This is a genomic window from Sphingomonas silueang (assembly GCF_040049155.1).
Classification (GTDB): domain Bacteria; phylum Pseudomonadota; class Alphaproteobacteria; order Sphingomonadales; family Sphingomonadaceae; genus Sphingomonas; species Sphingomonas silueang.
Genome location: NZ_JBDZDK010000024.1, coordinates 23,083 through 42,112, shown reverse-complemented (window position 1 = coordinate 42,112; position 19,030 = coordinate 23,083). Strand labels below are relative to the sequence as shown.

The 19,030-nt window shown below is 67.2% G+C and carries 16 protein-coding genes and 1 pseudogene; 12 read left to right on the top strand and 5 right to left on the bottom strand.

Annotated elements, in window-relative coordinates:
* Positions 1–73: 73 nt before the first annotated feature.
* From ABLE43_RS17790 to ABLE43_RS17775, 4 genes are all read right to left on the bottom strand, one after another.
* The gene (locus tag ABLE43_RS17790) at positions 74–679 is read right to left on the bottom strand and encodes a GntR family transcriptional regulator (protein WP_348979665.1); all 606 of its coding nucleotides are present in this window, start codon (positions 677–679) and stop codon (positions 74–76) included.
* The gene (locus ABLE43_RS17785; RefSeq protein ID WP_348979664.1) at positions 676–1,575 is read right to left on the bottom strand and encodes a phytanoyl-CoA dioxygenase family protein; all 900 of its coding nucleotides are present in this window, start codon (positions 1,573–1,575) and stop codon (positions 676–678) included. The genes ABLE43_RS17790 and ABLE43_RS17785 overlap by 4 nt, the downstream gene beginning before the upstream one ends.
* The gene (locus ABLE43_RS17780; protein ID WP_348979663.1) at positions 1,575–2,183 is read right to left on the bottom strand and encodes an acyl-homoserine-lactone synthase; all 609 of its coding nucleotides are present in this window, start codon (positions 2,181–2,183) and stop codon (positions 1,575–1,577) included. Before ABLE43_RS17780 ends, ABLE43_RS17785 begins: the two co-directional genes overlap by 1 nt.
* Positions 2,184–2,257: 74 nt before the next feature.
* Complete coding sequence (locus tag ABLE43_RS17775) at positions 2,258–3,001, bottom strand: LuxR family transcriptional regulator (protein ID WP_348979662.1); 744 nt, start codon at positions 2,999–3,001, stop codon at positions 2,258–2,260.
* 211 nt (positions 3,002–3,212) lie between these two features.
* On the opposite strand from ABLE43_RS17775, the pseudogene ABLE43_RS23195 reads away from it, so the two are divergent.
* From ABLE43_RS23195 to ABLE43_RS17740, 8 genes and pseudogenes are all read left to right on the top strand, one after another.
* Positions 3,213–3,413 (top strand): annotated as a pseudogene (locus tag ABLE43_RS23195) (transcriptional regulator domain-containing protein); the annotation flags it as partial.
* A gap of 76 nt (positions 3,414–3,489) precedes the next feature.
* Positions 3,490–4,005, top strand: a complete 516-nt coding sequence (locus ABLE43_RS17770) for a DNA -binding domain-containing protein (RefSeq protein ID WP_348979661.1) — start codon at positions 3,490–3,492, stop codon at positions 4,003–4,005.
* Positions 4,006–4,092: 87 nt separating this feature from the next.
* Complete coding sequence (locus ABLE43_RS17765; protein ID WP_348979660.1) at positions 4,093–10,383, top strand: hypothetical protein; 6,291 nt, start codon at positions 4,093–4,095, stop codon at positions 10,381–10,383.
* Positions 10,384–10,402: 19 nt separating this feature from the next.
* Positions 10,403–10,996 (top strand): hypothetical protein, encoded by a 594-nt coding sequence (locus tag ABLE43_RS17760; protein WP_348979659.1) that lies wholly within the window; start codon positions 10,403–10,405, stop codon positions 10,994–10,996.
* Positions 10,997–11,053: 57 nt separating this feature from the next.
* Complete coding sequence (locus tag ABLE43_RS17755) at positions 11,054–12,334, top strand: DUF5677 domain-containing protein (protein WP_348979658.1); 1,281 nt, start codon at positions 11,054–11,056, stop codon at positions 12,332–12,334.
* A 922-nt stretch (positions 12,335–13,256) separates the two neighbouring features.
* Positions 13,257–14,201: an ArdC family protein gene (locus ABLE43_RS17750; RefSeq protein WP_348979657.1), complete on the top strand. Its 945-nt coding sequence runs from the start codon at positions 13,257–13,259 to the stop codon at positions 14,199–14,201.
* Positions 14,198–14,596 carry a DUF2958 domain-containing protein gene (locus ABLE43_RS17745; RefSeq protein ID WP_348979656.1) on the top strand — a complete coding sequence of 133 codons (399 nt, stop codon included), beginning with the start codon at positions 14,198–14,200 and terminating at the stop codon, positions 14,594–14,596. Before ABLE43_RS17750 ends, ABLE43_RS17745 begins: the two co-directional genes overlap by 4 nt.
* Positions 14,597–14,701: 105 nt before the next feature.
* Entirely contained in the window at positions 14,702–16,498 is a 1,797-nt protein-coding gene (locus ABLE43_RS17740; protein ID WP_348979655.1) for a ParB/RepB/Spo0J family partition protein, read from the top strand.
* Between the two features lie 37 nt (positions 16,499–16,535).
* Here the strand turns inward: ABLE43_RS17740 and ABLE43_RS17735 are convergent, their stop codons facing one another.
* Positions 16,536–16,826 carry a thermonuclease family protein gene (locus ABLE43_RS17735; protein WP_348979654.1) on the bottom strand — a complete coding sequence of 97 codons (291 nt, stop codon included), beginning with the start codon at positions 16,824–16,826 and terminating at the stop codon, positions 16,536–16,538.
* 386 nt (positions 16,827–17,212) lie between these two features.
* On the opposite strand from ABLE43_RS17735, the gene ABLE43_RS17730 reads away from it, so the two are divergent.
* From ABLE43_RS17730 to ABLE43_RS17715, 4 genes are all read left to right on the top strand, one after another.
* Positions 17,213–17,512 (top strand): DUF736 domain-containing protein, encoded by a 300-nt coding sequence (locus tag ABLE43_RS17730; protein ID WP_348979653.1) that lies wholly within the window; start codon positions 17,213–17,215, stop codon positions 17,510–17,512.
* A 137-nt stretch (positions 17,513–17,649) separates the two neighbouring features.
* Complete coding sequence (locus ABLE43_RS17725; protein ID WP_331027579.1) at positions 17,650–17,877, top strand: helix-turn-helix domain-containing protein; 228 nt, start codon at positions 17,650–17,652, stop codon at positions 17,875–17,877.
* Positions 17,874–18,452 (top strand): S26 family signal peptidase, encoded by a 579-nt coding sequence (locus ABLE43_RS17720; protein WP_348979652.1) that lies wholly within the window; start codon positions 17,874–17,876, stop codon positions 18,450–18,452. Before ABLE43_RS17725 ends, ABLE43_RS17720 begins: the two co-directional genes overlap by 4 nt.
* Entirely contained in the window at positions 18,440–19,027 is a 588-nt protein-coding gene (locus ABLE43_RS17715) for a lytic transglycosylase domain-containing protein (RefSeq protein ID WP_348979651.1), read from the top strand. The genes ABLE43_RS17720 and ABLE43_RS17715 overlap by 13 nt, the downstream gene beginning before the upstream one ends.
* Positions 19,028–19,030 lie beyond the last annotated feature (3 nt).

Genomic DNA, 19,030 nt, shown 5'->3' with positions numbered 1-19,030 from the left:
TTTACTCGTGTAAGGCGCTGAACTGGGCCTGAGGAAACTAGGAGAGATGCCGAATTCAGTGAACCGCCGGGTTCTACGGGTTGTGAAGCTCGAGCAGAATAGCAGGAACGATCTTCAGCCTGCGATGACGGTGCCGCTCGAGCAGGCGAACCAGCTGCGCGCGGTCTCCCCGCCGATGGTGCAGAACCAGCAAATCAAGCTCGTCAGCGATATCACTCAGCATCCGCGCCTCGAGACGCCGAAAAGGTGCGAGACGATCGTTGAGCTGCTGGACGGCGCGGACATGTTCAATGCTGCTGGCCGCTTGGGCGATTTCCACAAACAGGCCCTCTGTTGCTGCGACCGCATCCTGCCCATGCTCGATCCCGCTGGCCTCGTGGCCGGGCTGAGCTGGACGTATGCGACGTGCCGCGAGGGCTAGCAGCTGGGCATTCCAGCTATAGAGGTCGCGAAGGCCGGCTTCGGTGGGAATCGGCGCCCGAAAGCCATTGTGGTTCGGCGCCTCGACCAGGCGCTCGCCGACCAGGCGGTGCAGTGCGTCACGCACCGGCGTAATGCTCGCGCCGATCTCCCGGCCGATCAGCGCGGGCTCGATGGGAGAGCCTGGCGGCAGCTCCCCTTGGGCCAGCATACGCCTCAGATCGTAATAGACGCGCTCGAAGGTGGCACCCGGGCTCATGACCTGTGCCAGCCGTGCTGGCCTGCGACATGCGCTTCGATCAGTGCCTGCTGGTCCGGGCGCAGTGCGTCGATCGCGCCGATTGGTCGGTCTTGACGGTCTTGGAGCAGGATCGACGGGCACTGGCCTTCGTAGTTGCCGAGATTGGGGCGGTGCTGGCGGTAGCCGACCAGCTGGGCAAGCTCGGACGAGAAGTGGCGCGCGGTCTCGGGTGGATAGGCCAGCCACTGGTTCTCATAGGGCTTGAGCCAGCCTAGGCAGTAGCTGACGATCGCGCCGCGGCGCGTGGTGAAGCTCCGGTTGCCGCCGGCGCCGTGCAGCGTCGAGCCGAGGAAGAGGAGCGCATCGCCGGGATCCATCTCGACGGCGATCGGTGCTGTGTCCGGGATGGGCTCGAGCGCCTTGGAGCCGTGGCTGTCGGGCCAGACGAGCGTGGTGCCGTTCAACTCGCGATATGGCGTGAACGACCACATGACGTTGAGCAGATACTCGGTCTCGCCGATCGCGCCGCGCCACATATCTTGGTCGCGGTGGGGCAGTTGCGGCAGCGCGCCCGGGTGGAGTGCGATCGCCTGGGTGAGATTGAGCTGCAGGCAGTCGCACCATGGGTCGAGGATCTCGTTCGCGATAGCGAGGATGTGGGAATGCATGACCAGCTCGGCGGCATGGGGGCTGCGCGCGAGCAGCCGGCCGAAGCGCTTTGTGCGCTCGCCATAGAAGCCGCCTCGGCAGAAGGGCGTTTGCGCGAAGGCATCGGCAAGGTCGCCGTCGAGCGCATGGATGGTGCCTGCCGAGATGGCCCGCTTGACGACGGCGTAGCCATGCTCGCGAAGCTGCCAGACGGCGTCGCTCGCCACGTCGGCTTGTGGCGCCGGGGATTTGGGCTGGGTCGCCATCACGCTGCCTCTGCTTGCGGGATTTGGGTGGCTGGCAGGATGCCGTTCGCGGCGAGCAACGCGGGCGTCTCGGGCTCGATGTCGATCCTGAGCGCGCCGAGCATCATCCCGTCGATCGGTCTGGGCGCGCCCAGGAGCCGGGCGTTCCAGCCGAACGCGAGGATTTGCTCGAGCCAGCCTTGTTCGGCGACGCCGGTATAGGTGGTGATGTGGTGCTCGAGCGCATAATGGGCGAGACCGGTGACCAGCGCGTCGCGCCAGCGCCGCCGCTCTGCGGCCCTTAGGCTGCGGTCGAGGCAGAATCGCGTGATTTCGTATGTTTGAGGACCTGTGGGCGGAGGGTTGTCGCACAGCTCGGCGAACAGCGTGTCGAGGATGTGCGGCCTGGTCGTCGGCAGCAGCCGTGCCGAGGCGAGATGATTCTGGTCGCTGTCCGCGAGGATCAGGTAGCGCGCGTGGGTGTCGTCGAACTGGTCGAGCTCATATTTGCCGGCGAGGACCGGCACGTCCCAGCCGAGCAGGTCGACGAACACGCGCTTCCTCGCCTCGAACATCGCGCGCATCACCGCGTCGCTGGCGGCGCTGCGATCGTCCTGCGTGAACAACATGGCGGTGCTCCCGTGGTGGAGCCCGGATGCTGTGCTTGGGCGTCGGCGATGGCCACTCCCCAGAATTGGGGAGTTTACCGCTTGAGCGCATCGGTGAAGGTGAGCGCCCCGTCATAGAGCGCGTGGATCGCGAGCTGGGTCCGGTTGGTGACCCCGTAGCGCTTCCGGGCCTCCTTCATGTGTTGGGACGCCGTGTCATGCCCGATGCCGAGGATCTGCGAGGTCTCCCAGTCCGACTTGCCGCGCGCGGCCCAGTAGATGCAGTCGCGCTGTCGGTCGCTGAGCCGCGGCCGGTCCTGGTCGGTGCGGCGGACGCCCGACAGGCGTCGCGCGCTCTCGAACGCGGCCGCGCCGACGAATTGCGCGAGCGGCAGCCATTCCGCGCGGATGGTCCGCCCGTGCGCGGTCGCGAACGAGCAGGAGCCCGCCGACTCTCCGGGGATATGCGCAGGCACCGTGAAGCCATCGGCGAGACCGACGCGCCTCGAGCGCGCGAGGATCTCCTCGTCGCGCCGGGTCAGCACGATCAATTGGGGGAGCCTGGACCAGGGAAACCCGACATTGGTCAGATGACTCGCGCGATGGACCGGGTCGGAGGGACCCAGTCGCTGAGCGTCGAAGAATTCCTCCCATTCGAGGGGATAGTTGTGGATGCGGATCGCGGGCTGCGGCGCCCTCGGCAGGTCGACATGATGCGACAGCGCGAAGAACTGGCAACCCATCTCGCCCGTGATCGCGTCGAGCAGGTTGCTGAGCTCGTCGATGCTCTCCGCAGCCTCGACCGCCAGTGCGAATTGTTGCGCCGTCGCGATAACCATAGGCGATGCCATGCCGATGCTGGACGCGCCCCAAGCCGCTACGTCCTTGCCCCAGCCATGCCATGCCTGCGCGCGCCGCTTTCCCATCGGCGCCGCGACCGGCTCGAAAGATCGATGCTGATAATGGGTTCGCGGGCGTCGCGCAAATTTGCATCGCAGGAATCCGGGTCAAGCGTTTGTCGTCCATGGATCTTGGCCTCGCGGTCCCGCGATGGGGCCCGCGCCTGAGGGCCGTCCGGACTGGCGGGACAGCGCGCCGTATCGCGCGCTGATCGGCATCGACCGCGCCGGTCTCGCCTGGGAATGGCTGCGCCGCGATCCCGCCTATGCGGCGCTGAGCGCGCGGCTGCGTCGGGTCGCCGTCGGTGCCGCCGCGCATCTCGAGATGGAGGCCGACGCCCGGGCTTTCGGGCTGTGCTTTCGCCGAGGATGCCGGGCGGCCTGCGCCCGCGGCACGCCTGCTCTGGCACGCCGATCTCGATCCCTTCGTGCTTCAGGTCCGTGCAGTGCCCGCGGAAGGGTCGGACCCCGAGGCGATCGACCTCGCGCGCCTGGCCCGCTGGGCGACGATCGTGCGCGGCGGCGACCGCCAGCATGTCGCCCTGTCCGATGGCTGGCATCGCATCCGCATCGATGTGGTCGAGGGGACGCTGGTCGAGGAAGGCCCCGCCCGGCTCGACTATCTGCTGTCGGGGCTGACCCGGGTAGACGCGCATGTCCTGACCCTGCGGCGCATGCTCGGGCTTTGGCGCACTGGGCGCTTCACCCCGATGCTCTATCCGCCCGAGCCGGGACTGCCCCGGCGGCTCGAGACGCTCCGCATCGGGGACGCGCTCACGGACGGCGCTTCCTATCGCGAGATGGCGGTCGCACTCTATGGCGAGGAGCGGGTTCGCGCCGAGTGGAGGGGGCGCTCCGACTTCCTGATGACCCGCGTGCGCAGGCGCGCGGCGGAGGCCCGGGCGATGGCCGCGGGAGGCTGGCGGGCATTGCTAGGAAAATGACATATGAGTGAAGCCGCCGCTTCGTTGTTGGACAACGCTTCTTGGTATCAATCGATCTCCCGAAAATGATGATCTACAGTCGACTGGATGGCAAATACCGAGGACCTGGTCCGTCCCAGCCGGGACGGGGATCAATTTCACTACCATTGGGCCTCGCGACGCTGCCTTGCGATGCTCGGTTCGACGGGCCGGCCAGTCGCCATTACGGTCGAGGGTGTGCCCGCCAGAGAGGGCGCAAGCCTCAGCGCCGGTCTCGACGCCATCGATGTCGGCGAATATTATGGTGCGCAGGAAATTGATAAGGCGGAACGGGTCCGATATCTTCAGTTGAAGCATTCGACCCGCGACGCTGCCAAACCCTGGACCCTGAGTGGCGTGAAGCGCACGCTCAGCAATTTCGGAAAACGCTACGATGCGCTGGTCGATCGCTTCGGCATCGAGGACGTCGCCCAGCGCTTCACCTTCGAATTCCTAAGCAACCGGCCGATCGCCGGTTCCCTGAGCCGTACCCTGAAACTCCTGCAGGATGGATCGACCGATCCGGCGGCTGTCGGGCTCGCTAAAGTGATCGGCCTGACTGGGAATCGGACAGCCGGATTTGCCAGTCTCCTGACTCTGACGGGGAAGGTCTCGGACTATCTTGGTCAGCGCGACCTACTTGAGCAAGAGGCCTTTGCCCACCTTCCCGATCGCGATCGCGATGCACCGCTTCGCCTGAAGGAAATGGTTACTCGCCGTGCGACGTCGGAGTATGAAGGCAGGCCCGAGATCACTCGCCTGCACGTGCTAGAAGCGCTCAATGCCAGCGAGCGCGATCTTTTCCCCGCGCCAAATCTGATCGACATCCCAACGAGTACCGTCGATCGCGAGCAGATGCCGGGGATTGTCGGTGCAATCGCCTCTGCAGGTGCGGCAGTGATCCTGCGTGCCGACGGAGGCGTGGGAAAGTCGGTCCTGACGACCCGGCTGGGTAGCTTCTTGCCCAAGGGAAGCGAAACCTTCGTTTACGACTGTTTCGGCAATGGCGGCTATCGCAGCGCGACCGAATACCGGCACCGCCCCCGCGATGGTCTGGTCCAACTCGCCAATGAAATGGCCGTACGCCAGCTAAGCGACCCTCTTATTCCCTCATCGACCGCCGACGTAGGCAGCTATTTGCGCGCGTTCAAAGCCCGGCTCGAACAGGCGGGTGCGGTTCTCGCCGCGCGTGACCCCGACGCCCTCCTCACGATCGTGATCGATGCCGCCGACAATGCCGAGATGGCAGCTGCCGAAGCCCATGACGGTCACAGCTTTGCGTTCCTGCTGCTCCGCGAAAAGCTTCCGGACAATGTACGCCTGCTCCTTACGGCCAGGCCTCACCGGGTGTCTCTGCTCGAACCTCCGGCGGACGTCCTGGAGATCGACCTAGCTCCCTTCACGGCTGCCGAGACCACAGCGCTTCTGCGCGCGGCATACCCGAATGCGAGTGAACACGATTCCCGCGAGTTTCATCGTCTGACCTCACAGAATCCGCGTGTTCAGTCGGCCGCGCTAGCAGCCGCCGACACGCTGGCCGGCGTTCTTCAGCGCCTCGGCACCGCACCACTTACGGTCGACGTGACCATCGCACGTCTGCTCGAAGGCGCCATCGCGAGACTCCGGTTCGATGCGGGCGTGATCGAACGGCAACACATCGACAGGGTTTTCACTGCCCTGGCAACCTTGCGTCCCTTCGTGCCGCTCAGAATCGTCGCTGCGACGGCCGATGTGCCGATTTCACTGGTGCGAAGCATCGCGAACGATCTGGCCCATCCGCTGCTCATCCGTGAGGATGCCGTCCAGTTCCGTGACGAGCCGACCGAAACCTGGTTTCGGGACCGCTTTCGGCCCCCTCCCGCCCAACTCGGTGCCTTCATCGACCGCTTGCGCCCGCTGGCGGCAGGCAGTGCCTATGTTGCCGCAAGCCTGCCGTCACTGATGCTGGGTGCGGGCCAACTCGATGCCCTGATCGCACTCGCTTTGGCCGATGCGGGCCTTCCCGAAAATGATGCGCTTGCGCGCCGCGATGTCCAGCTGCAGCGGCTCCAGTTCGCGATCAAGGCCGCGATCCGCGCGGGCCGGAACGCCGATGCTGCTGCGCTGGCGATGAAGGCCGGCCGCGAGGCGGCTGCCGACACACGTCAGCAGCGCATGCTGAGCGCCCATACCGACCTGGGCGGTAATTTTTTCGCGCCCGAGCAGATGCTCGAGCAGGTGTCGCGCCGCCTCATCCGTGGCGGAGGGTGGACCGGCTCCGAACATGCTTATGAGGCAGCCTTTCTTTCTACGGTACCCGAACTTCATGGCGATGCGCGGAGCTTGCTGCGGATCGCCTTCGACTGGCTCAACCACTGGGCACGAACAGGGCAGCAGCCGCGCGGAGGCAAACGCGTCGAGCAGGCAGATGTCGCCGAGCTCGCAATGGCCGTGCTCAATTTGCGGGGACCAGTGGCCTGCGCGGCCGACCTGCGGCGTTGGCACCGCCGGGAGGTCTCGTTCGCCGCGGGCCGGATCGTCGCTGCACGCCTGGTCGATGCCGCCCGATTTGAGGAACTCGACGCGCTCGCTCTCGCGGCCGGGAACGATCTCGGGCTGATCCTTGCGCTCTCCCAGGAGCTCAGTGAGGTCGGTCGCTCACCGCCGCAGCCGGTCGTCAGGCGTGCATTGCGGATCGCGACGCGGCGGGGTGTGAAGCTCCGCAGCTGCGGCGATTGGCGGGCCGAGCAGACGCTGCTCGAGGCCGTACTCGCGCTGGTCGAGGCGGCACTTGCCCACCGGGTCGGCAGGCGTCCAGAACTCGCCCGCTTCCTCGAACGCTATTTACCCAAATCTCCTCCCGAACTCTCGCGGCACGATTATGGGGGGGTGCGCGATGACCGCCATACCTATCTGCGCGGCTTCACCCTGCGCGCCGCGCTCCGCGGCCGCCCGCTGGATGTCGACGCCTATCTCGCTCTTCGTAAGAAGCCCGGGAAGCGAGGCAAGAAGCAACCCCGCCGCTCGTATGACGGTGACAGCTACGAGGCGAGGCAGCTGCTTAGCGTGCTGCTCCCTTGGCATAATCTCAGAGCCAAAGCGCTACTGACCCTGGCACCAGTTGCCGCCGCCGAGTTCGCCCAATGCCTGTCTGTGTGGCGGAGCCATCACTATCCGGGCAGCCGCGAACGCTCGCGGACCGCTGACGAGATCGCGCGCGTGTGGAGCAGCATTCTGGACGATCCGCGATATGATCAGTCTGCCTGGCAACAGCTTCTCGACTGGCGGGGCATTCTCAACGTTCCGCTGTTTATTCCGACAGAGGCAGCATTGGCGCGACGCGCCGCCCGGCGCGGGGGCCTCGGAAATTTCGCGTTGGACCTCGCCAACGATGCCTTCTCGCAGATTGGCGGCCCTGACGAGGATGCCGAGAGTCAGATCGACAGCTGCGTCAGCATTGCTCGCGCCGTATTGCCGCTGAGTATCGACGAAGCGCGCGCATATTTCGATCGCGCGGTACTCCTCTCCTCGCGCGTGGGAGAGGAGAATGTGCCGAGCTGGGAGGCGATGCTTGATCTCGGCGCAACTGCCACCCGAGACCCCGTCGACTTGCCCGAGACCGCATATCGCTTCGCCCGCGCCGCCGAACTCACCTATGCGCACTGCGTGCGCGACAAGCATTTCGACTGGGAGCGGTCGGTCACCACGCTTGCCGGACTGTCTCCCCGCCTCGCTCCGGCACAGTTCAGCCGCTGGCTCGACCGGGGGTTCGGCAGCGAAAGTCGCTACCTCCCCACGCTTGCCGGCTTTCAGCTGGGACGGGGAGACCTCTCCCCGGCCGCCGCGGTGGCGCTGGAGTCGTTCGACGGCGACTGGGACCGAATAGATCTTCTGAAGCGTGTGCTCGAGCACGAAGCCGCGCCCGTGCAGCAAGCGGCAGCGACAATGCTTGTCCGTCACGCCCGGTTCGACCGGCCGGGCGCTTCAATCTGGCGCCGCATCATCGCGGGCCTTGAAGCGCACGGTCTCGATACTTGTGAAGCACAGGCGGGCCTGGATACCGCACTCCGCGCAGAAGCTGCTCGCGGGTCAGGCGTCCAAGTCCGGACGACGCGCGCCCGCTCGAGGCCGCGACGTTCAAGCCGCGGCTATGCCCGGCTGTTTCGCGGCCTCGACCCAACGCGCTCTGCCGACCTCGCGATAGCGGAGCAGCGGCTCCGGACCGGCAGGCCTCCCTTCGAATGGCGCGATTTCTACGCGAAGGCGATGGCCCTCGTGCCCGCAGGGAGCGAGGCCCGCTTCCTCGACGCGATGGCAGAAGGTGCATCGCCCAGACTGCTGGGACTGCGCGACCTGTTCGGCGCCCTGCCCCTGGAGTGGCGCTCGCGTGCCTCGGTTCCTCCCGCCCTCACCCGGCTCGTGCGCAAACTCGTCCGCGACGAGAGCCGGCTAGTGTATCTGGGCGCCTATCATGATTACCTGCCTTGGTCTGAACTCGAGGCGGTCTGCGGGCTCGGGAAGCAGGATATCGCTCGGGAAGCAGTAGCCGCAACCGGCGAACAGTCGGATCCTCTCGGCTCGGACGATCTGTTCCGCCTCGTGAACCTGCTTGCGGCGCTCATGACACCGGTCGAGGCACAAGCGACGATGTCGCGCGCGCTCGACCTGTACGAGCCGCTGTTCGAGGCCGGCAGCGGAGATGGTCCCTGGTCCGTTAATCTATGTCCTTCTCCAGCGACCGACCAGGTCTGGGCAGGTTATGTTTGGGTGGCTCTTGGGGCTCCGGCGGCGTCACGGAGATGGGAAGCGGCGCACGCCGTACGAAGTCTGGCCCGCCTTGGTCAGGCCGAAATGCTGTCCGGTCTGGTCGCCTTCGCTCAAGCCGGAGAGGCCGGCCCATTCGCTGACGCCGGTCTGCGCTTCTATGCGCTTCACGCGCGACTGTGGCTCGTCATTGCCTTTGCACGCGCTGCAGCCGAGAGCCCGGGAGCGATCGCGCCGCATGCCGACTGGCTGGACGCCATCGCCGCGGATGACAACCCGCACCTTCTCCTCCGCGGGTTCGCCGCGCGTGCCCTGTTGTCCCTCCATCATGCGGGAATGCCGGCGATGGGAGCCGCTCGGGTGCGACAGCTGGAAGAGATGTCCGCGGGACGGACCAGGTGTCGGACCCCTGTCACCGATATTCCGAACAGTCCGGCAGCCGATTTCGAGGAACGATTCGGGATCGACCACGATGTCCGACGCCACGAAATTCCGGCCCTGTCGACTGCCCTCGGCGTCTCGGATCAGGTAGTCTCCGAGACGATACAGGCCGTGATTCGTGATGACTGGCGCCTTGATGACCGCGGACGCTGGGACGAGGACGCGCGGGCAACGCGGAGCATCTACCCGGAAACGGAATATGCCGGTGGCAGCGAGACACGGTTTGACGACCTCAACCGGTATCTCTCGTTCCATGCGCGGCACGTCGCCGCGGGCAAGCTGTTGGGGATCCGGGCAGCGGCTCTCGGGTTCGATGCAGATGCATTTGCAGGGTGGTTCCGGGACGAGGGACTGACCTATCCTGATGGAACCTGGCGCGCTGACCATCGCGATCCGTTGCCGGCCGACCTGACAGTGCTACCCGAGGGCGAGGACAAAAGCTGGCCTGCCTCGCCGAGCGATGTCGATGCGGAGGCGCATATGTTCCCCGAGCGGGACTGGGTGACGGTCGGCGCACGCTTTTCGCGCTTTTCCGGGCAGCGCCGCGAGCGCGTCACCATCGCGAGCGCTCTGGTCTCGGCAGAGCATGGACGTGCACTTGCGCGTACTTACCGCATCCACGTCAATCCTTGGGGCGCCGACGTTCCGAACTTCGGCGACCCGGCTATCGACAGGGAAGGATTCCGTTTCGAGGGATGGATCCTGCGCGGGCATCATGACCAGGGGCTGGACCGTCATGATCCGTGGGCAGCCGAATTGGGAACGAGCCTCTTCTCCCCGGCAGCACCGTACCGGACACTGCTCGGGGTCACGGGGAGGCACGACGGGCGCGTCTGGGTGGACGCGGAGGGCCAGCCGGTGATGACCACGACACAATGGAGCGACGGCATCGACGGCGACATGATCCGCTATGGCGGCGGCATCCGTTCGGTTTCGCACCGAAGCATGCTTGAGGCACTTGTGAGCGCGACAGGGATGTCGCTGCTGGTCCATGTGCGGATCGAACGCGACCTGGCCGAACTGCGCTATTCAACATTTAGGGACAAGGACGTCGCCGATGCGAGGACCGTCACGCAGATCTATCTCTACGAAGCCGGCACTGGGTGGTGGCAACCCGGATCCGCTCCTCCGGCTCGGCGCGGCGCTCGCAACCGAACTCGGCCTAGACGAACGTAGCGACACCCTCACCAAATGGATGGCCCATTATGTCGCGCAGTGCATTACGGAAGCCGAGACGGCGTCCGAAGCAGATGCGGGAGCTGCGGGTAAAAGGTGCCAGGACGCGATCCTCGCTCTGTGGGCGCATCGTGCGGAACTGCCCAATGGTGTCAGGCCGCTCGCCGCGCTTGAACCGCTTGCCGGCGTCCTGCAGGCGTTCGACCCTGATCAGCGCCGACCCTTTTTCCACCGCCCGGTCTGGGATGCTGCGGATTTGGCGGAGCGCGAAGGTGCGGACGAACTCACGGAAGTCAGAACCGCAGAGTGGGGCGCGCGGCTGCTCATCGGTGCAATGCTGCGCGATGCTGCCGAGCATGCCGCGGATACAACCAGGACTTGGGTGAAGCTCGCGCTGGACGCGCAGGTCGGCAGCGGAGCTGATATCCAACTGATCCTGCGCTTTTCCGCTGACGAGGGCCGCCAGTTAGGCAGGCGGAATATATCGATTCTACGCGAGAAATATGAGGCCCTGACCCTTCTTGCCGCGCAAGCAGAAGCACTGGCCCAGCGCTACCAAGAGGAGATCGAGGCGATCGAGCGCGACAACCCATCGGGACCGGAGGAATGGTGACGGCTCCGGTGCGAAGATAGATTCCAATGGTGACAGCTACAGTCCGGGACGACGAATATGGGCAAGCTGCAGGATGCGTTCGACCGGCAGATCGAGAGGCTCCCCCGCCTCGGGATCGAGCGCGTCGTGCGGGAGAAGCTCAGCGACGAGGGCATTGAGGATGAGTTGCTGCTCGATCGCATCGTGGATGCTCTGATGAGCGGCAATGCCGAGGCCGCGAATATTCCGTGTGATCGGCCGATCCGCCTCAAATTCACCGACGCGGATTTCAATCGGGTACAGGAGGCTGCAACAGCGCTGAACGAGCGCATGCCGGATCTGGTAGAGGAGCTTCTCGCCGCGACCGTCGAGGAGAGGGTAGCCGCCTTCCGCGTACAGTGGGAAGAGTCACGTCCTTCCACCGATCCGACGGCCGAAGTGCGGGCTCGTATCCGCAAGGACTGGGCAGAGCCCCTCGACGCGCTGCGGCTGCTGGTGACGCTTTGTTCGGAGGAAGGCGAAAGGTTCAACATCGCGCACCTACAATCCCGGCGGTCGCGCGAGGGAGGGCGAACACAGGCACTTGCTCGACTGCATATCCGCGCCTGCCGCATCGCCGATGAAATCCAGCTCCTGCTTGAACATGGACATACCGAAGGTGCGCAGGCCCGCTGGCGCACCTTGCACGAGATCGCCGTCACTGCATCGCTGATCGCAGAGGGAGGCGATGCGCTCGCCGGGCGATTCTTCGACCATGAGGCGGTCGAGCGCAAACGGGCGCTGGAAGACCATCGGCGGGCCGCAGCTGCCGCCGGTGAGAACGCTATCCCCTCCGGCCAGGCGGTTTCCATAGAGCGAGAATATGCGGCTGCAGTTGCGCGCCATGGGAAGCATTTCCAGGGAATGTATGGCTGGGCCAGCGGCCAGCTCGGTATGCCAGCCGATCCGAAATTTCATCATCTCCAAGAGGTGGCGGGGAGTCTGTCATTGAAGTTGCGCTACCGCCTCTCTTCCTTCGATACGCATGCGAGCACTCAGACATTGGAGCAGCCCCTGCATCATTGGGATCCAACAACACATATACCCGATGCCTTTGCTGCGGGATTCGAAGGTCCTGGTATCGATACTGCGCAGGCAATCGTTCAGGTAACGACTTTGCTATATCCGCAGCCCTGGGATCTGGATGCAATCGCGTCCGTGCAGACGCTAGGGCGTCTGCGCGACGATACCGCCCAGGCATGGCTGCGTGCCGCGCGCGAAATTGACAGGCGCGAGCGACGTTGGATTGAGCGCGCTACGCGCGCGCCCGCACGAAGAATGGGCTATGTGAAAGCCAAGCCGGGTAAGCGGCGAATTTGAGGCACGTGATGACCGCGCCCACCAGTTTCGCAAGCCGGCCTCGGTATCCCACTGCTATCTGAGGCTTACCGAATTTTGGCAAACCCGATTCGGTCAGGATGCGGGGCTCGTCCTCGATCGCTGCCTGGATCATCTGCGCCCAGATAGCCGGGTCGCCGGCGGCGGCCATCATGGTGCTGGGTTCTCTCAGCGCCTTGAGCGCGGCCAGTGCGGCGTCGGCATGGTCAGGTCAGAGCACGTCGACACCCTCTCCCGCCGAGTCCATGTCGCCTTCGTTCCTGCTCAGCGCGTGAGCGGTAAGCACTCGGACCAGGCGTTCGATCGGTGGTGCCTCCTTGGGTTTGCGGGTCGACGAAGCGAGTGGGTGGAAGCTCCGCTTGTTGGGGTGGCGCCTCGCGGTGCGATCTTTTTGGGGCGCGGCCGTTTTATGGGCGCACACTGCGGCTGGCAGTCAGCCGCAGGGTTCGCGCCTTCGGTTTGCCCGCGCGGCACACTTGCCTTGGACCTAGGGCACGGCGGCGGCTGACCCCCTTGGCCCGCGCGCACGCCGCCGCGCCGGCGGTGTCGGCAAGAGTGCGTTGGTTTGTGGGCATCGCTGTTCCGCGACCGCGCTCTACGGCGCTTCGCGCCGCCGGGCCGCGCTGCGTCCCGGCCTGGCGGTGACGATCGCTGGCGCGTTGCTGCGGACGGTGCGCTGGTGCGCACCGGCGTTGGGTGTGGCCGATCCCGGATGCGCGGGATGGCCGGCGCGCCCTTCTGGGCCCGCTCGGGCGCGGCGCAACCCGGGCCTTCGCCCCGGGTCCTCCACTGTCGTTCCAGCCTGCGGTGCGCCCCGCCCTCAAGTCGCGGGCCCGTCCGGGCTTCCCCGCCGCCCACCCCGCTTTCCGGGGTCGGGTGCGGATTTTGGACGAGGAGGACGGTCATGGGCAGGCGTGGCGGACGTCGGGTGCGTGGAGAGGCGAGCGGGAGCGAGGCGCGCGCGACGCTCTATGACGAGGTGACGGGGCGGATCGTCGCCGAGCTGGAGGCCGGGCGCTTCCCATGGGTGCAGCCTTGGGATGCCGCCGCCGCCGTGCCGGGGCTGCCCCGCAATGCCAGTTCGGGACGCGCCTATTCCGGGATCAACGTGCTGATCCTCTGGGGCGAGGTTATCATGCGCGGCTATGCCTCGCAGGGTTGGCTCACCTTCCGGCAGGCGCTTGAGGCGGGCGGCTGCGTCCGAAAGGGCGAGCGGGGGACCTGCGTGGTCTTCGCCGACCGGTTCACTCCGGAGGCGGAGAAGGAGCGCGCCGCCGCCGAGGGTGGCGAGGCGCGCGCGGTACCGTTCCTCAAGCGCTTCACGGTGTTCAACGTCGCGCAGTGCGACGGGCTGCCCGAGCGGATGCTTGGCCGTTCACCGCCGCTGCCGCCGCGCGAGCTGGTGCCGGTCGCCGAGGCGCTGATCGAAGTTTGTGGCGCCGACTTCCGAATCGGCGGGGCCGAGGCCTATTATTCGCCCGGCGACGACTATGTGCGGGTGCCGCCGCAGCCCGCTTTCCGGCACCAGATCGATTATTACCGCACCGCACTCCACGAGCTGGGGCACTGGACCGGCCATGCCACCCGGCTGGCGCGCGACCTGTCCAATCCGTTCGGCAGCGCGGGCTATGCCCGCGAGGAACTGGTTGCCGAGCTGGCCTCGGCCTTCCTCTGCGCGGCGCTCGGGATCGAGCCGAGCGTGCGCCATGCCGACTATCTGGGCAGCTGGCTCGCGGTGCTGCGCGCCGACAATCGCGCGATCTTCCGCGCCGCGAGCCTCGCCAGCAAGGCCGCCGACTATCTGCTGGCGTTCCGCGCCGAGGCTCCGGAGATGGGAGCGGCGGCATGACCCTCCTCACCCCCGAGCTTCGCGCCGCGCTGCGTCTCGCCGCGAGCAGCGACGGCGACGACAAGCGCCCGCTGGTCAAGCTGTTCAATCCGCTCTCCGCCGCGACATGGCTGGCGAGCGAACTGGGCGAGGACGGCGACACGCTGTTCGGCCTCGCCGACTTGGGGTTCGGCTGTCCCGAACTCGGCTATTTCTCTCTGCATGAGATCGAGGCGCTGCGCCTGCCCTTCGGGCTTCGCATCGAGCGCGACCTGCTCTTCTCGACGACGCTCGGCCTGTCGGAATGGGCGGCATGGGCGCGCAAGGCCGGGTCGATCCTCTGGGCCGAGGCGCTGATCGCGCGGGCAAGCGCGACGGCGAGCGGCCTCGCAGACGGGTTTCCGCCGTCCGGGTGACGGTAAGGAAAGGCGCGCGGCGCGCCGTCCCGCCGCAATCCCGAAGCCGGTCCCGCCCCACTTCTCAAGATGAAACGGGCCCGGCGCTCACAAGGAGCGACACCCATGAAACTCGAATTCATCGCGCTCGACAAGCTCTATGTCGACAAGGCCAACATGCGCTTCGCCAAGCGCCCGCCCGATGTCGCCGACATCCTGCCGAGCGTGCGCAAGCGCGGCATCCTCCAGACCCTGATCGTGCGTCCCGGCGAGGAGGACCGCTTCGGCATCCTTGCGGGCGCGCGGCGCTTCCGCGCCGGCGAGATCGTCGCGGGCGAGCGCGCCGAGGGCGAGGCGGAGCCGGAGCCCTTCCTCTTTCCCTGCGCGATCCTCGAGGCGGGCGACGATGCCGCCGCCGTCGAGGCCTCGCTGATCGAGAACATGGCGCGGCTCGATCCCGACGAGGTGACCCGCTGGGAAACCTTCGTGCGGTTGGTCAAGGAAGGCCAGTCGCCGGAGGAGATCGCCGACACCTTCGCGCTGCCGGTGCTCGCGGTCAGGCGGACGCTCGCGCTCGGCAACCTGCTGCCGCGCATCCGCGACCTCTATCGCCATGACAAGATCGACGCGGCGACCGTGCGGCACCTGACCCTCGCCAGCAAGGCGCGGCAGAAGGACTGGCTCGCGCTGTGGGACTCGTCCGACGCGCATTGCCCGCTCGGCTGGCAATTGCGCGGCTGGCTGCTCGGCGGGCAGGCGATCTGCGCCCATCATGCGCTGTTCGACGTGGATGCGGCGGGGCTGGCGCTGGTCGCCGACCTGTTCGCCGAGCAGCGCTATATCGCCGATGCCGACGCCTTCTGGACGGCGCAGAACGCGGCGATCGAGGCGCGTCGGGCCGCTTATCTGGAAGCGGGCTGGGCAGGCGTCGAAATCTCGCCGCCGGGCGAGCATTTCCAGCATTGGGAATATGAGAAGGCGCCCAAGCGCAAGGGCGGACGCGTCTATATCGACGTGCGCGCCAGCGGCGAGGTCGTGTTCCACGAGGGCTATATGAGCCGCAAGGAAACGCGGCGGATCGCACGCGGCGAGGAACCGGCGAGCGACCAGCCCAAGGTCGCACGCCCCGAGATCACCGGGCCGTTGCAGACCTATATCGACCTGCATCGCCACGCCGCCGTGCGCGCCGCCTTGCTGTCGCGCCCCAAGGTCGCGCTGCGGCTGATGGTCGCGCACGCCATCGCCGGCTCGCACCTGTGGCGCGTCGATACCGAGCCGCAGGAAGCGCGCAGCGACGCCATTGCCGAGTCGGTCGAGACCTGTCGCGGCGAGACGGTGTTCGACGCGAAGCGCCGCACGGTGCTTGTCACCCTCGGTTTCGACCCCGAGTCGCCGACCGTGCGCGGCGGGCGCGTCGAGGGCGCGGACGGGGATCGCCTGACCGCGATCTTCATGGCGTTGCTCGGTCTCTCCGACCGAGTCGTCATGGACGCGGTCGCGGTGCTGATCGGCGAGACGCTCGCCGCCGGGAGCCCGGCGGTCGAGGCGGTCGGGCTGGAGCTTGGGCTCGACATGGCGCGCTGGTGGCAGGCCGACGAGGCGCTGTTCGACCTCATTCGCGACAAGGAGGTGCTGCAGCTGATCGTCGCCGAGGTGGCGGGCAACACGGTCGCCAATGCCAATGCCGGCGAGAAGGGCGCGACGCTCAAGAAGATCGTCGCCGACCATCTTGCCGGGGCCGATGGTCGGACCAAGGTCGAGAACTGGGTGCCGCGCTGGATGGCTTTCCCGCCCTCGGCCTATACGGCGCGCGGCGGCGTCGGCACCGTGCGCGCCCATGCCAAGGCCGAGGCGGCGCGGCCCGCGCCCGAGCCGGAACCCGTTCCCGAAGTCACGACCGAACCGCAGGCGCTCGCCGCCTGAACCTCCTGCGGGGCGGCGATGCCGCCCCGCTTTTCTCTCATCTTTTGCACCAGTTCGGCCTGGGCTTGCCGCGCGGCCACCAGCGCGCCGCGCCCTTCTCGACCAGCAGCGCCGCGACGTCGCGCCCGTCCAGCCGGACGCGCGCGACAGTGCGGTCGTAGCTGCGCCCGACGCGCTCGATCCCGACCCTTCGCCCCTTGAGCTCGCGGGTCTTGATGTTGGCGTGCTGCCTCACACTCAGGGCCAGCCGCTCGGTTATGCAGTCGTCGCACACCGGCTCGGGCGACAGCCGCTCGATCAATGCCCGCACCTGGTCCAATACCGTCATGTCGTTCCCCCGAACCGGTCCTCGTAGCGCGCCGATCGGCGTGGCGCAGCCCGGATGCGGCGAGCCGAAAATGTCGAGGCGAACCGTACCGATCGGCGAGTTTCGGCATCCCCTCCGACGTGCGCAGCCGCATGCGGCCTCTTTCACGATGGCGGTCTGGCACCGCGCGGCCCTGGGCCAGCAACGGCGTCGCCGGCTTTCTTCCCCGGCTTGGGCGCTTCGCGCCCGCGCCTTCCTCGCGAGGCAAGAAAGCCTTGCTTTGGCCGTCCTTCGCTCGCGCTGCGGCCCGGCCCTGCGGGCCGGGTGCATGCCGGCCGCTGGCGGTGCCGGATCGACGCCATCGAGGCCGCACTGGCGCGGCTTCGAGCACGAGAAGGAGACGCATCATGGCCACCATCGGCAGCTTCACCAAAGACGACAACGGCGTGTTCACCGGCACCATCCGGACCCTGACGCTCAACGCCAAGGCGAGCATCAAGCCTTCGAGCAAGGATCACGACAAGGCGCCGGACTATCGGGTGACGACCTCGGCGGGGGTCGAGTTCGGCGCCGGCTGGACCAAGGTTTCGCGCGAGGAACGACCCGATGTCTCGGTCAAGCTCGACGACCCGTCGCTTCCCGCGCCGATCTACGCGACCCTGGTCGAGGGCGAAGGCGGCACGCATAATCTGATCTGGTCGCGCTGAGCAGCAAGCGCCCCGCGCCTCACCGGTGCGGGGCGCATCCCTCCGGGGTGTCGAAATCAGGGGGTGCCCTTTTCGACACTCCTTCGCCGGCGCCCTGACGCGCATCCCGTCGCAATCGACAACCACGGGAATGCGCCATGGACAGGAGCAGCAGCGATCGGGCCGACCTCGCGAGGCACGGCTCGCCCTTCCTCAGCCCGCAACAGGCCGCGGCCTGGCTCCAGATCTCGCTGCGGCACCTGATGCACTTGCGCGTGACCGGCGAAGGTCCGCCTTTCCGCCGCCATTGCCGGCGCGTCCAATACCATATCGACGACCTCGAGGCCTGGAGCCGCGAGACCGCCGCGCGGAGCATCCGGCCATGAAGGCCGGCAAGCCGCGTGCCGAGGTGCCGCTGCTCGCATGGGGCGCTACGCGCCATGCCCATCGCCAGCGCCACCTCCATCACCTCCGCCTCGCCATCCTCGGCGGCGCGGGCCTGGTGCTGCTGGCCGCTCCCCCGATCTATTCGCCTGCGCCCCGGCTGGTCTGGAACGCCAGCGCGAGCGCGCCGGTCGGCCTCTACTGGGTGTGGCCAGGCAGAACGGCCGCGCGCGGCGATATGGTCGTCGCGCGGGTCCCCGAACCCTGGCGCACGCTCGCCGCGCGGCGGCGCTATCTCCCCGCCAATGTGCCGCTGGTCAAGCGCGTCGCCGCCAGGCGGGGCGCCCTCGTCTGTGCGTCAGGGGCCCGGATCCTGGTCGACGGCAAGCTCGCGGCGACGCGGCTTGGCCATGATCGCGCCGGGCGGCCGCTGCCCTGGTGGCACGGCTGCCGGCGGCTCGCAGAGGCCGAATATCTGCTGCTGATGGACGCGCCGGGCTCGTTCGACGGGCGCTATTTCGGGATCAGCCGCGCGCATGATCTCGTCGGCCGCGCGAGGCTGATATGGCGGCGCTGAGCCTGCTTGCGCTGACGCTGGCGGGGGCTTCGCCATCGGCAAGCGACGTCGCACGCTGGTCGGCCGAGATCGACGCCGCGGCGCTTCGCTGTGGCATCCCGGGCGAGTGGATCGTGCGGGTGATGCGGGCCGAGAGCGGTGGCCGCACGACGCTCGGCGGCCGCCCGATCCGCAGCCGCAAGGGCGCGATCGGGCTGATGCAGCTGATGCCGAGGACATGGGCCGAGCTCCGTCGCGATCTCCGCCTCGGCGACGATGCCGACCTGCCCGCCGACAATATCGTCGCCGGTGCCTGCTATCTCCGGCGCATGTACGACCGCTTCGGCTATCCCGGGCTGTTCGCTGCCTACAATGCCGGGCCCGGCCGCTACGCCGCCTGGCTCGCGGGCGAGGCCATGCTCCCGGGAGAGACGGTCGCCTATCTGCGCAGCGTCGGTGCGCACCCGCCCGTTACCCCGGGGCCGCCCGAGGCGCCCCCGGCGACCCTGTTCGTCGTGCGCCGCGAGGCGCCGCCGTCGTCCGTCGCAGGGCCCTCGACGCCGGCGATGTTCGTCCTTCGCCGCGAGGTGCCGTGACGT

What these genes read in the sequence shown, in the direction of transcription:
- ABLE43_RS17785 (WP_348979664.1), bottom strand. Translation starts at nt 1,575, where the DNA reads ATGGCGACCCAGCCCAAATCCCCGGCGCCACAAGCCGACGTGGCGAGC.
- ABLE43_RS17715 (WP_348979651.1), top strand. Translation starts at nt 18,440, where the DNA reads ATGGCGGCGCTGAGCCTGCTTGCGCTGACGCTGGCGGGGGCTTCGCCA.
- ABLE43_RS17760 (WP_348979659.1), top strand. Translation starts at nt 10,403, where the DNA reads ATGGCCCATTATGTCGCGCAGTGCATTACGGAAGCCGAGACGGCGTCC.
- ABLE43_RS17745 (WP_348979656.1), top strand. Translation starts at nt 14,198, where the DNA reads ATGACCCTCCTCACCCCCGAGCTTCGCGCCGCGCTGCGTCTCGCCGCG.
- ABLE43_RS17725 (WP_331027579.1), top strand. Translation starts at nt 17,650, where the DNA reads ATGGACAGGAGCAGCAGCGATCGGGCCGACCTCGCGAGGCACGGCTCG.
- ABLE43_RS17775 (WP_348979662.1), bottom strand. Translation starts at nt 3,001, where the DNA reads ATGGTTATCGCGACGGCGCAACAATTCGCACTGGCGGTCGAGGCTGCG.
- ABLE43_RS17755 (WP_348979658.1), top strand. Translation starts at nt 11,054, where the DNA reads ATGGGCAAGCTGCAGGATGCGTTCGACCGGCAGATCGAGAGGCTCCCC.
- ABLE43_RS17720 (WP_348979652.1), top strand. Translation starts at nt 17,874, where the DNA reads ATGAAGGCCGGCAAGCCGCGTGCCGAGGTGCCGCTGCTCGCATGGGGC.
- ABLE43_RS17750 (WP_348979657.1), top strand. Translation starts at nt 13,257, where the DNA reads ATGGGCAGGCGTGGCGGACGTCGGGTGCGTGGAGAGGCGAGCGGGAGC.
- ABLE43_RS17735 (WP_348979654.1), bottom strand. Translation starts at nt 16,826, where the DNA reads ATGACGGTATTGGACCAGGTGCGGGCATTGATCGAGCGGCTGTCGCCC.
- ABLE43_RS17740 (WP_348979655.1), top strand. Translation starts at nt 14,702, where the DNA reads ATGAAACTCGAATTCATCGCGCTCGACAAGCTCTATGTCGACAAGGCC.
- ABLE43_RS17730 (WP_348979653.1), top strand. Translation starts at nt 17,213, where the DNA reads ATGGCCACCATCGGCAGCTTCACCAAAGACGACAACGGCGTGTTCACC.
- ABLE43_RS17790 (WP_348979665.1), bottom strand. Translation starts at nt 679, where the DNA reads ATGAGCCCGGGTGCCACCTTCGAGCGCGTCTATTACGATCTGAGGCGT.
- ABLE43_RS17780 (WP_348979663.1), bottom strand. Translation starts at nt 2,183, where the DNA reads ATGTTGTTCACGCAGGACGATCGCAGCGCCGCCAGCGACGCGGTGATG.
- ABLE43_RS17765 (WP_348979660.1), top strand. Translation starts at nt 4,093, where the DNA reads ATGGCAAATACCGAGGACCTGGTCCGTCCCAGCCGGGACGGGGATCAA.